13 protein-coding genes are annotated in these 12,140 nt (G+C 58.9%); 3 read left to right on the top strand and 10 right to left on the bottom strand.

Annotation, left to right across the window (positions count from 1 at the left end; translation table 11 throughout):
- Positions 1-306 precede the first annotated feature (306 nt).
- The 3 genes from FO268_RS16280 (at position 307) to trmB (ending at position 2,991) form a co-directional block, all read left to right on the top strand.
- The gene (locus tag FO268_RS16280; protein WP_150994317.1) at positions 307-558 is read left to right on the top strand and encodes an accessory factor UbiK family protein; all 252 of its coding nucleotides are present in this window, start codon (positions 307-309) and stop codon (positions 556-558) included.
- A 58-nt stretch (positions 559-616) separates the two neighbouring features.
- Positions 617-2,140, top strand: a complete 1,524-nt coding sequence (locus FO268_RS16275) for a YifB family Mg chelatase-like AAA ATPase (protein WP_150994316.1) — start codon at positions 617-619, stop codon at positions 2,138-2,140.
- A 134-nt stretch (positions 2,141-2,274) separates the two neighbouring features.
- Positions 2,275-2,991: a tRNA (guanosine(46)-N7)-methyltransferase TrmB gene (gene trmB / locus FO268_RS16270; RefSeq protein ID WP_150994315.1), complete on the top strand. Its 717-nt coding sequence runs from the start codon at positions 2,275-2,277 to the stop codon at positions 2,989-2,991.
- Positions 2,992-3,009: 18 nt separating this feature from the next.
- Here the strand turns inward: trmB and FO268_RS16265 are convergent, their stop codons facing one another.
- From FO268_RS16265 to FO268_RS16220, 10 genes are all read right to left on the bottom strand, one after another.
- Positions 3,010-3,543 (bottom strand): hypothetical protein, encoded by a 534-nt coding sequence (locus tag FO268_RS16265; protein ID WP_150994314.1) that lies wholly within the window; start codon positions 3,541-3,543, stop codon positions 3,010-3,012.
- The gene (hemW, locus tag FO268_RS16260) at positions 3,543-4,703 is read right to left on the bottom strand and encodes a radical SAM family heme chaperone HemW (protein WP_150994313.1); all 1,161 of its coding nucleotides are present in this window, start codon (positions 4,701-4,703) and stop codon (positions 3,543-3,545) included. Before hemW ends, FO268_RS16265 begins: the two co-directional genes overlap by 1 nt.
- Entirely contained in the window at positions 4,700-5,311 is a 612-nt protein-coding gene (gene rdgB, locus FO268_RS16255; protein WP_150994312.1) for an RdgB/HAM1 family non-canonical purine NTP pyrophosphatase, read from the bottom strand. Before rdgB ends, hemW begins: the two co-directional genes overlap by 4 nt.
- Positions 5,311-5,766, bottom strand: coding sequence for a DUF4426 domain-containing protein (locus FO268_RS16250; protein WP_150994311.1), 456 nt, complete (start codon positions 5,764-5,766; stop codon positions 5,311-5,313). Before FO268_RS16250 ends, rdgB begins: the two co-directional genes overlap by 1 nt.
- Positions 5,763-6,365, bottom strand: coding sequence for a methionine biosynthesis protein MetW (gene metW / locus FO268_RS16245; RefSeq protein WP_150994310.1), 603 nt, complete (start codon positions 6,363-6,365; stop codon positions 5,763-5,765). The genes FO268_RS16250 and metW overlap by 4 nt, the downstream gene beginning before the upstream one ends.
- Entirely contained in the window at positions 6,362-7,510 is a 1,149-nt protein-coding gene (gene metX, locus FO268_RS16240) for a homoserine O-succinyltransferase MetX (protein ID WP_150994309.1), read from the bottom strand. The genes metW and metX overlap by 4 nt, the downstream gene beginning before the upstream one ends.
- 169 nt (positions 7,511-7,679) lie before the next feature.
- A complete protein-coding gene (locus FO268_RS16235; protein WP_150994308.1) occupies positions 7,680-9,644 on the bottom strand; it encodes a dynamin family protein in 1,965 nt (654 codons plus the stop codon).
- Between the two features lie 243 nt (positions 9,645-9,887).
- Entirely contained in the window at positions 9,888-10,469 is a 582-nt protein-coding gene (locus tag FO268_RS16230; RefSeq protein ID WP_150994307.1) for a YggT family protein, read from the bottom strand.
- 23 nt (positions 10,470-10,492) lie between these two features.
- A complete protein-coding gene (gene proC, locus FO268_RS16225; protein ID WP_150994306.1) occupies positions 10,493-11,326 on the bottom strand; it encodes a pyrroline-5-carboxylate reductase in 834 nt (277 codons plus the stop codon).
- Positions 11,327-11,408: 82 nt separating this feature from the next.
- Complete coding sequence (locus tag FO268_RS16220) at positions 11,409-12,101, bottom strand: YggS family pyridoxal phosphate-dependent enzyme (protein WP_150994305.1); 693 nt, start codon at positions 12,099-12,101, stop codon at positions 11,409-11,411.
- Positions 12,102-12,140: the final 39 nt, after the last annotated feature.

The raw sequence follows: 12,140 nt of genomic DNA, 5'->3' as shown, positions 1-12,140 counted from the left end.
TTGCGTACAAGGCTTTTAGCATCGTGTGTGCCAACGCAAAAAATAACATTATTATCAGCAGGTTGAGTATATTCTGGTCCAAAATGGACCGTCAGGCTGCACCATTTCGGGGCCGGCCTGTCTGAGGCGAACCATAATGATGCACAAATTCCGTGCGGTCATTAACAGGCGCTGCAGACGCATTATACTGCCGATAGGGTACAGTATGGCAGGGCCGGCAATGTGTTACACTTCCGTCCTTCGTACCAGCGCCAGTTCCGGGCGGCTCAAAAGAGCTCAAAAGCGTTCAAGCCAGTGAGGTGATTTGTGAAAGGTCCGCAGGATTTCTTTACCCAGCTTCAGGGACAGTTCGGCCAGTTTGTTCCCGATATGGCCCGTGCGGCCCGTGAAGACTTCGAAGCCCAGGCCCGGGCGACCGTGATGACTGTGCTGTCACGCCTTGAGCTGGTCACCCGTGAAGAGTTTGATGCCCAGCAGGCAGTGCTCATGAAAACCCGGGAAAAGGTTGAGGCGCTGGAAAAGCGCGTCGCAGAACTGGAGAAATCCGGGAACAGTTGACGGCAGGAAGCCCGTCAGGCGGCTGAGCCGCTGATACCCATAGCCAGGGAAGGTAGTCATGTTTGCCGTAGTTCATACCCGCGCCAGCATTGGCGTGTCTGCTCCGTCCGTTACTGTAGAGGTCCACCTGTCCGGCGGTCTGCCGGCGCTTTCCATTGTCGGTCTGCCGGAAACCGGTGTTCGTGAGAGCCGGGAGCGTGTTCGCAGCGCTCTGCTCAATGCCGGCTTCGAGTTCCCCGCTCGCAGGATAACCATCAATCTGGCCCCCGCCGACTTGCCCAAGGAAGGTGGTCGCTTTGACCTGCCTATTGCACTGGGTATTCTTGCCGCTTCAGGCCAGATTCCGCCTGAGAGCCTTGCCCAATACGAGTGCGTGGGTGAGTTGTCTCTTGATGGGGCACTGCGCCCGCTAAAGGGCGTCCTCCCTGCGGTATTGGCCGCGCGTAACGAGGGCCGGCAGTTACTGATTCCCCAGGCCAACGCCGCCGAAGCTGCTCTCGCCAGTCAGGACGACGTGTTGCCGGCCGCTCACCTGCTGACGGTGTGTGAACACCTGTGCGAGCGGGCGCGTATCTCTACACTGCCTGCGGCCATACCCGAGGAGAGCGCCCGGCCGGGCCCCGATCTGGCCGACGTGCGGGGCCAGAATGTGCCGCGCAGGGCGCTGGAGATTGCAGCTGCAGGTGGCCACAACCTGTTGATGTTTGGCCCGCCGGGCACTGGTAAAAGTATGTTGGCCAGCCGCTTGCCCGGCATTCTGCCGCCGTTGACCACCGAATCTGCTCTGGAAGTGGCCAGCATTCATTCTGTGGCCGGTCTCCCGGTTCAGGACGGCGACTGGTGTCGTCCGCCCTACCGGGCGCCACACCATACCGCCTCCTCGGTCGCCATGGTGGGTGGTGGCAGCAGCCCGCGCCCGGGGGAAATCTCGCTCGCTCATCGCGGCGTCCTGTTTCTTGATGAGCTTCCGGAGTTTGGCCGCAGGGTACTGGAAGTGCTGAGAGAGCCCATGGAGTCCGGCGAGATTGCCATCAGCCGTGCCGCGAGGCAGGTGACCTTTCCGGCTCGGTTTCAGGTAGTGGCGGCCATGAACCCTTGCCCCTGCGGCTATCTGGGGCATCCTTCAATCGATTGCCAGTGTACGCCGCAACAGGTGCTTCGTTACCGTGCAAAGATTTCCGGGCCCCTGCTGGACCGCTTTGACTTGCATGTAGAGGTGCCGGTGCAGAGTGGCGAAGTGCTGCTGCAGCGTGAAGGGGAGGGAGAATCCAGTGCCGTGGTGCGTACCCGTGTCAAACAGGCCCGGCAGCGGCAGCTTCGACGGGGCGTGGTGAACAGCGCCCTGGGTGGGAGTGAGCTCCATGATTACTGCCGGGTGGATCAGGCCGGCGAAGCCATGTTGTCCTCGGCCATGGAGCGCCTTGGCTTGTCCGCCCGGGCTTTGCATCGCATTCTGCGGGTAGCGCGCACCCTTGCAGACCTGGAGGGCCAGGAGCGTATTGGTAACGGCCATCTGGTAGAAGCCCTTGGCTACCGCAAGCTGGACCGTCAGCAGACCAGAAATGCCCAGGTCTCTGTGTAACCTGATCGGGCCCGGCAAGGGGCTGACGGGCACAAAATCCTGTCTGTATAGTGGCGTCTGCAGCAAGGCTCTCTGGTAAACTGTCGATATAACCCATTGAAGATGAACCGCGAAAGGGCGGTTGAGGACGTCAGATGACTGATCACGATGATGTTTCCGGCGATTCACCCGTTACCACACGCCGTGGCGTGCGCAGTTTTGTGTTGCGCCAGGGGCGGATGACGGAGGGCCAGAAGAAGGCCTACGAGCGCAGCTGGCCCAAGTACGGGCTGACCCGAGAGCAGGGTATGATCGACCCACGCCAGGTGTTCGGGCGGGACAATATGCTGAACCTTGAAATCGGGTTCGGGATGGGCAAGTCCCTCGCTGACATGGCAGAAGCGGCACCGGAGCAGGATTTTATTGGTGTGGAGGTGCATCTTCCGGGTGTCGGCGCCCTGTTGAAGGAAATTGAGGACCGGGGCCTGGAAAATATCCGGATCTATGCCATCGATGCCAACGACGTGATTGACTTGTGCCTGCCGGATGCCGCACTGGATCGGGTGATGGTATTTTTCCCCGACCCGTGGCACAAAAAGCGGCATCACAAACGCAGGCTGATACAGCATGACTTCGTCCAGCGCTTACGCCATAAACTTCGGGTGGGTGGTATTCTGCATCTGGCGACAGACTGGGAAAACTACGCGGAATACATGATGGAGATCATGAGCGAGTCAGAAGGTTTCGCCAATACGCAGGAGCCTGGCCAGTATTCCCCCCGTCCCGAGGATCGCCCGGTGACCAAGTTCGAGAAGCGCGGCGAAAATCTGGGGCACGGGGTCCGCGACCTGGTGTTCTACCGCACCAACTGAAACGTTTTCCGGGCGGCGTTATCCGTGGGCCAGCGGATGGCGCCTGGCAGCGCGAAGAATCACCAAACCGGCAGCGCCCAGCATAAGCCCTGTAAACTTGATCAGGGCGCACACGGTTGCAGACAGGCTGAGCATATCCGTAGGCGGGTCCATGTTATTCAGTAGCAAGATATTTTCGGCCATATCGCCGGTGCCCGCAGCCACAAACAGGGCCTTGATCCAACGGGCCACGTTACGCTCACGCACCCCCGGGCGGTCTCGGCTCAGGTGGTTGGTGAGGAGAATCAGGGTAAGCAGATAGGCCGGGACAAACAGGAAGTCCAACCAAAGGGAAACCTGGGCCCAAAGCAGGCCGCCTTCTCGCCAGCTCCGGATGATGGCCATCGACTGGTCTGCCGTCGCTGCCATCTGGAAGCTGACGATGCCTTGCGGCGCTGAGCCCGTCTGTAGCGGTTGATTGACCAGCATCAGGATCAACAACAGGGCCGCCGTTACCAGAAGGCTGAGGTTGAGCCTTTTGGGTAGCAGGGTCAGAAGGCGCGGCCATGACATCAGAGAAAGCGCTCCAGCAAGCTGTTGAGGTATCGCTGTCCGAGTTCCGTTGTCTGTATTCTTCCCGGTTCCAGCAAGTTTTCTGTTCTTAATTCTTCAAGTTTTACCGCAACTCTGCTCAGGGGTAAACCTGTACGTTCTGTGAACAGATTTTCCGAGACGCCAGAGGTCAGGCGCAGGGCGTTCATCAGGAATTCGAGAGGCAGCTCGTCAGGGGCAATTACCTGGTTGCCGGCCGTGCGACCGCCGATGCGGTTCAGGTAGGCTTCGGGTTGCCGGGTTTTCCAGAAACGCCGTATTTCGCCGTTGCGCGAGGTTACTTTTCCATGGGCTCCGGCACCAAGCGCCAGGTAGTCGCCAAACATCCAGTAATTCAGGTTGTGGCGGGAGGCCATTCCGGGCCGACTCCAGGCTGAGACTTCGTAATCTGCGAAGCCTTGTTGGTGCAGATACTCTGAGCCCTGGCGATAGATTTCCCACAGGTGGTCCTCGTCCGGCAGCTGCGGCGGGCGGCTGTAGAATTCCGTGTTGGGCTCAAGCGTCAGCTGGTACCACGAGAGGTGCGGGGGTTGCCATGCCAGGGCCGCTTCCAGGTCGGCAAGGGCCTGTTCCGGTGTCTGGCCGGGCAGGCCATGCATCAGATCCAGGTTGAAGTTGTCGAAGCCGGCATTACGGGCAGCTTCAATGGCGTTGTGAGCCGCTTTATCGTCATGGATACGGCCCAGTGCCTGCAGGCGTTGCGCGTTGAAGCTCTGAATGCCGATAGAAAGACGGTTGATCCCTGCTGCCCGGAAACCCTGGAAACGGTGCTGCTCAACGGTTCCGGGATTGGCTTCCAGGGTGATTTCCGCGTCATCGGCGAAGACCAGGTGTTTACGTAACTCGCGGAACAGGCTTTTATAGAAGGCCGGCGACATCAGGGAGGGGGTGCCTCCCCCGATAAACACCGTCTGGATGCTGCGGCCCTGGACCAATGCGAGGTCACTGGCGAGGTCATCCAGGATGGCTTTCAGGTAGCGGTCTTCCGGGATGTCACCGGTCAGGGCGTGAGAGTTGAAATCGCAATAGGGACACTTCTTCACACACCATGGAATGTGAATGTACAGGCTGAGTGGGGGTAGCGAGCTGTTGGGCCAGGCATCCGGCACGACCAGGGTCACGCCGTTTCGGCTCCCAACTGCTCGAGAAGCTGGGCCAGTGCCCGACCGCGATGGCTTATCCGGCTTTTGTCGTCACGGGAGAGTTCTGCTGCGCTGGTTCCTGTTTCTGGTACCAGAAATACCGGGTCGTAGCCGAAACCGCCTTCTCCCCTGGGCTGTTCCAGGATACGGCCGGGCCAGCGACCATGGCATATAACCGGTGTCGGGTCATCGGCGTGGCGCAGATAGACCAGTACGCAATGGAACTGGGCAGTGCGTTGCTTTTCGGGTATGTTCTTCATAGCCGCCAGCAGTGCACGGACATTGTCTTCGTCGCTGGCAGACTCGCCTGCATAGCGAGCAGATCGCACGCCGGGCTGACCGCCAAGTGCGTCGACCGCGAGCCCGGAATCGTCGGCTAGGGCTGGTAAACCGGTGACTCTGGCCGCATGCCGTGCTTTGAGGATGGCATTTTCCACAAAGGTGACAGCGGGTTCTTCCGTTTCGCCAACCCCCAACTCACCCTGGGCGACGGGGGTTAGCCCCAGGGGCTTCAGCAGGTGGGTCAGTTCAGCGATCTTTCCCTTGTTGTTACTGGCTATTACCAGCCTGTCAGTAGTTTCAGTCATCAGTCATTAAACAGTGTATGGGCGAATCGGATGGGAAGCTCCTGGCTACTACCGGAGGGCCGGGCGGTGATCTGGAAGGTCATTAGCTCGGCATTGCTGTACTGATATTCCGCAATGAAGTAGACCGCATCACCTTCCTGTATCCGGCGGAAAGCCAGAAACGTTGGCTGCTGTACGTCGTTCAGCACCTTGCCCTCGACTTGCCCTGATACCGGGGACAGCCCACCGTTTTCCGTTTCTTCCATGATGGCTATGTTAACGATGCCAATGCTTTTGCTGCGGTTCAGATCGTTTTCGCGGGCGATCTTGGGCGCCAGGAAGGTGCTTGGGAAAACGCTCCAGTGCACCTGGAATTCACCAAAATCCTTGGAGCCGGCATGGCTGTGAGGGGAAAGAAGGGCCAGGCATGCCAGTGACAACAGGGCAAGCCAGTGGGTGCGAATGGTCTTGGTCATGAGTCCTCCCGGGTTATCCGGTAAATGGCAATCTGTCCCAACATGTTAGGCCACAGGCGGCTAAGCCAGCGATCCTGATGCTCGCCGTCCACCACCGTACGGGTCAGAATGCGGAAACCTTTGCGGTAACACAAGGCTTCGAAATCCTTGAAGGTACACAGGTGGATGTTGGGTGTGTTGTACCATTTATACGGCAGAGTTTCGGATTCGGGCATACGGCCCCGACGCATCAGGTACCAGCGCAGCCTCCAGTAGGCAAAATTGGGGAAGGTTACTATGCCTTCCCGACTGACCCGCATCATTTCGTCAAGCACCATGTCCGGGCGGCGCACCGCCTGTAATGCCTGGGTCATCAACACGGTGTCGAACGTGTCGTCTTCGAAGTTGCCGAGGCCCTGGGTATCCAGGTTCTGTTCAATCACCGACACGCCACGCCCCATGCAGGTGGTGATGTGGTCGGGGTTGATTTCCAGGCCGAAGCCCGTGGCCTGTTTCTCTCGCTGCAGGTAATCCAGTAGCGTGCCGTCACCGCAGCCAAGGTCCAGCACGTGGCTTCCCGGTTTGATCCATTGCTCGATGATTTTCAGGTCTGGTCTCATGCCCCTGCCTCCCTCGCCACACGGTCCATGTACGCTTCGAAGATGGCGGTGTATCTGGGGGTGGGTATCAGGAAGGCGTCGTGGCCCCAGGGTGCGTCAATTTCCGCATAGCTGACCTTGCAGCGGGCGGCGATCATGGCATTCACCAGCTCTTCCGAGCGGGCCGGGGTGAATCTCCAGTCGGTGCTGAAGGAAAGCACAAGAAATTCGCAGTGAGCCCCGCGCAGCGCCTTCGCCAGGTCGTTCTCGTGTTCATAGGCGGGGTCGAAGTAATCCAGCGCCTTGGTCATCAGCAGATAGGTGTTGGCGTCGAACGATTCCGAGAACCGCTCCCCCTGATACCGAAGGTAGCTCTCCACCTGAAATTCGGCATCGTAGCCGAATTTGTAGGCCTGGTCCCGCAACTCGCGGCCGAACTTCTCGCCCATGGAGGCATCGGACAGGTAGGTAATGTGCCCCACCATCCTTGCCAGCATCAGCCCTCGTCGCGGCAGGGTGTTGTGTTCGTAATAGCGGCCCTCGTGGAAATCCCGGTCCGACGTGATGGCCTGCCTTGCGACTTCGTTGAAGGCGATATTCTGGGCGCTCAGACGTGGCGTGGATGCAATAACCACAGCGTGCCGCAGCCGGTCAGGATAGTCCAGGCTCCACTGAAGGGCTTGCATACCCCCCAGAGAACCGCCAACCACCGCGGCCCAGCAGTCTATACCCAGCCGGTCGGCCAGCAGGGCCTGGGTGTGCACCCAGTCACGAACGGTGATAACGGGAAAGTCGGGTCCATAAGGCTGGCCGGTCTGTGGGTTGGTGCTTCCGGGGCCGGTGCTGCCGTGACAGCCACCCAGGTTGTTCAGGCTGACAACGAAAAAGCGGTTGGTATCGATGGGCTTGCCCGGGCCAATACAGCTATCCCACCAGCCGGGCTTGCGGTCTTCCTTGCTATGGTATCCTGCGGCATGGTGGTGGCCGCTCAGGGCATGACAGATAAGCACCGCATTGCTCGCTTCGGCGTTGAGCTTGCCATAGGTCTCGATCACCAGGTCATAGCTTTCCAGTGTCCGGTTACACGCCAGGGTGATCGGCGTGTCGAAGTGCAGTGTCTGCGGGGTGACTATCCCTACAGAATCCGTTGGCAAGGGATCGGGCATTGGCGCGACAGGTTCCTGATTCGGTCCATAGTATCTGCAATAAGAGTGAGGCAATGGCCGTGCAGGGAAGCCCCGGATGGAGGTGGGCTCGATGAAGTGGCCGGCTGATTGCCAGCCAAGCAGTTTAAAGGCCGGCCTGCGCGGCTGCAACCGCCGTTTCCGGCGCTGCTCAGACAGCGCCGGAAATGTTGACCACCTTCTGCTGGATCAGGGTTGGTGCCGGCTTGCGGATTTGTCGTTGCATGGTGTCGGCCAGTTCCAGCTGTCGCTTGAGGTCGGTGATGGTGTTTTGCAGGCGTTCGCGTTCGGCGCGGCTGTCGCGATCGCTGCGAACCATGTCCCTCAGACGGCGGATCTGGTGCTCGAGTAACTGCTTCTGCTCCATCGAGTACTGCATGATGGGCAGCAGCGCTTCCGACGGCCAGCGCTCGACATCAGTCCTTACCCGTTTGTGCAGTGTGCGTGCTTCTTCAACCATCACATTGAAAAAACGGCGCACGAGCAGTGACTGTTCCGTCAGCAGGTTTTTCGGGCTGATGCGGAACCGCTTGGCTTTCTTGCGCAACTCCCGCACTGCAATCACATGGCGCCCCGCCCGAAGGGGGATAGGTTCCAGATGGCGGGCTCTGGTGTCCTCGTTGTAGCGGCGATAGATGGCGCCGACCATTTTTTCTGCCAGGTGCCCTTCACTGAGCAGGTTGGTCAGGTCGCTTTCCAGTAGCTCGAAAAAATGATCCATGCTGTGGTTCATGCCGGCGGTGGTCCAGCTTTTCGACATCTTCTGGCGAATTTTATCGGCGTGCGCCTCGAATCGCTCCTCACTGACCAGCCCCTTGAGCATGTCGCCCTGGGAGTCCATCAGCCGGCGGCTTGAGCGCAGGGTGATCAGTTTCTTGTAGTAAAAGTCGTAATCCCGCTGGGCCCTGTCAGCGAGGCGGCGTAGCGCGTCCTTGTCCATATTGATACCGGAACAGGCTTGCAGCTCTTCCTCGAGTGCCTCGAGCCGGGTCTGCATTGCAGCCTGGCTGTTCTGCAGCATGCCCAGCAGGTCGTTGATCAGGCTCTGAGTGATCAGCTGTTCCTTGTGCATAAGGATGCGCTGAATGATCAGCTGTTCCAGTTGGCCCAGATTGGAGCGCCCGAACAACTCTTCATTACCCTTTACCCGGGCCAGCAGGCCCTGCTTCGCGGACAGCGGGATAACATCCTGCTGACGCATGCCAAGGTGGTCGGCGGTATAGCCGCGGACCCGGTCAATGGCTTCCTGGGTGTGTTTTTCACCCTGGAGGTCGTCCCAGAGCACATCAATCTTGTTCAGAACGGCAAAGCGCCCGGCGCGATGGTCCGCATGTTCGGTGTCGATATGCTCCTTCCAGATGGTCATGTCACTGGCGGTAACACCGGTATCGGCACTGAGCAGGAAGATGATGGCATGGGCGCGGGGCAGCATGCTGATGGTCAGTTCCGGCTCGGAGCCGAGAGCGTTGAGGCCCGGCGTATCCAGGATTCTCAGCCCACGTTCGAACAACGGATGGCGGATGCTGATCTGGGCGTTGCGCCAGGCAGGAACCAGTACGTTACCGGGCCGGTTACGGTCATGCTCCAGCATGTCTTCGTCGAAGCCGAGGCTCCGGGCTTCCTGGGGGGGGACACTCTTGACCCGTGCCACTTCCGCCAGCACTTCCCGCATGACTTCCGGGTTGCGCTCATCCAGATCGTGCTTGACCCAGCGCTCCGGCTGTTTGCGAAGTTGCTGCAGGGAATGCTCGCCGGTGCGGGTTTCGATGGGAAGCAGCAGCAGATAATTACTGTTGGCTGTGCGGTCAAAAAACAGTTCGGTCGGGCACATGGTTGTGCGGCCGGCCTGGGAGGGCAGCATGCGCTGACCGTATTCCGAGAAGAAGAGGGCGTTGATCAGCTCCGTTTTGCCGCGGGAGTATTCGCCGACAAAAGCAATGGTGAGCTCGTCCTCGATCAGCAATTCCAGCCCGTGGCGGATACGGCTGCTGACATCGTCCGAAAACAGATTGTTGTCCTGAAGCCACAGGCGATAGCGGCCGATCTGCCTGATCAGTTCCTTTTTCCAGCCGTGATAGGCCTCAACCTGCTGCGACAGGGTACCTTGCTTGTTCATCGGACCATCCTTCTGCTCGACTTCGGGCGACTGCGTTGGCTATGGGTCGGGTAAAGCTGTGTGGAAAATATAGCTAATGTTACCGCACCTGCCGGGAAAATCTGCGAGGCCGGTCACGAGTATGTACATCAGAACGACGGATTATACATAAAAAATGTAGCTGATTCAGGGGGATGAATCAGCTACAGAGGATGGTTGCTTTATTGTCCGGATGTGTAACGGATTGTGATTTTGCGAGCCAGTCTACATTCCTACGATGGATCCCATGCCTGCGGCAATCTTCATATGATCGATCACCACGGAAATCACATTGAGGATCAGGAAGACGATGATGGGGGACAGGTCCAGCCCGCCCAGTGATGGCATAACGCTACGCACGGGCCGCATGACCGGTTCTGTAATCTGGGCCACCAGTTGAATAGCGGGGTGGTTGCTTTGCGGAGCGATCCAGCTGACCACGACCACGGCGATGACGGACCAGAAGTAGATTTTTACGATCAGGTCCAGCACGTTGAGTATTGACCAGCTCAGGAGGGTGAGCGGGTTGATGGCCGGGATGCCGCCGTTCAGAGCAACCAGGATCAGGAAAAAGGTGATGGCCTGAATGATGACTGCCAGCACCAGCGCGGCACCGTCAATGCCACCCCAGCCAGGAATGAAGCGGCGCAGTGGGCGCAGCAGAGGGTTGGTGGCCTTGACCGCAAACTGCGAGATCGGGTTGTAGAAATCGGCCCTTGCCAGTTGCAGCAGAAAACGCAGCAGCACAACCGTAAGGTAAAAGGTTGAGGCAATGAGCAGAATGGTGATCAGAATGTCAGCCAGCATGAAGCCGTGTCTCCCGTTATCGGTTACTGTTTTTTGCCAAGTTCTTTAGCCATTTCCCCGGAGCGCTTGTAGGCTGCGGAATAGGCTTTTTTTACCAGGTCCCTGAGGCCGCCCTCTTCAAAGGTGCGGATGGCCTGTTCTGTGGTTCCGCCGGGAGACATGACATTGCGCTTGAGCTGGCCCGGATCATGCTCACTGCGGCCGGCCATTTCGGCGGCTCCCGCCATAGTTTGGATGGCCAGGGCACGGGCGGTTTCGCTGGCTATGCCCGCCTCACTCGCCGCTTCCTCGAGGGCTTCCAGCATCAGGAAGAAGTACGCAGGGCCGCTGCCGGACAGGGCTGTGACCGCATGCAGGAGGGATTCATCCTCCACCCACATGGCGGACCCTATGCTGTTGAAGACCGACTCCACCATGGCTTTCTGTTTGTCTTTAACCTCGGCGTTGGCATAGAGACCCGCCGCGCCCTTGCCCACCAGCGAGGGTGTGTTGGGCATCACCCGCACCAGCGGAAGGCCGCCACCCAGCCATTCGTCCAGAGTGGATGCTTCAAGCCCTGCAGCGATGGACACCATCAGCGGGCGGGTATTCTGCACCACTGGTGCGATATCCGAGCAAACATCCGCCATTACCTGTGGCTTGACGGCCAGAACCACCATATCCGCCTGCTGGGCGCAGTAGCGGTTGTCGGTGGTAACGCTGACGCCAAATTGCTTGCGGATAGACTGAAGGTGGTTGTCATCGGGGGCGCTTACCCAGATGTTGGCGGCCTTGAAGCCGCTGTCCAGCATGCCACCGATAATGGCGCGGGCCATGTTGCCTGCGCCGATAAAGGAAATCGTTGGTGATGTGCTCAAGGTTCACTCCGCATTTGGATCCGTAGGGTCAATTGTCGATCTGCTGGTGATGATAACAGGAACTGGGCCGGTCAGCCTCCGCTTACCTGGGGCCGAACAGGGCAGTCCCAACCCTGACCCAGGTAGAGCCCTCCTCTATGGCCATTTCCAGGTCGTCGGACATGCCCATGGACAGAGTGTCCAGGGGACCTGAGGCCGGTGCTTCCTGCCGGAGTTTCTTCAGGGCATTGGCCAGTTTGCGAAAGCTTGATCGCAATTCCGCCTCTGGCTGGTCCGGATCCGGAATCGCCATCAGGCCCCTGAGTGAGAGATTGGGCATCTCTTCAATGGCGTCTGCCAGTTCGGTGAGGTCTTCCAGTGCGCAGCCGGACTTGGAGTCTTCTTTATTGATGTTTACCTGCAGGCAGATGTTCAGCGGCGGTAGGCCAGTGTCCCGTTGCTCATTCAGCCGATGAGCAATCTTGAGGCGATCGACACTGTGCACCCAGTCAAAGGCTTCGGCGATCTGGCGGGTCTTGTTGGACTGGACAGGGCCGATGAAGTGCCACTCAATCGTGTCCAGATCGGTCAGCGCTTCCATCTTGTCCAGTGCTTCCTGGACATAGCTTTCACCAAACGCACGCTGGCCCGCGTCGAAGGCGGTACGAAGGTCTTCCGCAGGCCTTTTCTTGCTTACAGCCAGCAGATGCACCGAGTTTGCCTTACGGCCTGCCTTCAATGTTGCTTTTTGTATGCGTCGGGTTACGCTCCCGATGTTGTCTGCTATGCTGCTCATAGTGCGAATCCGCCGACTCCGGTCTGTCACTGATAGAGT

This window comes from Marinobacter denitrificans, from assembly GCF_008795955.1.
GTDB lineage: Bacteria > Pseudomonadota > Gammaproteobacteria > Pseudomonadales > Oleiphilaceae > Marinobacter > Marinobacter denitrificans.
The sequence above is the reverse complement of the archived record's forward strand: the minus strand, read 5'-3'. Positions and strand labels throughout refer to the sequence as shown.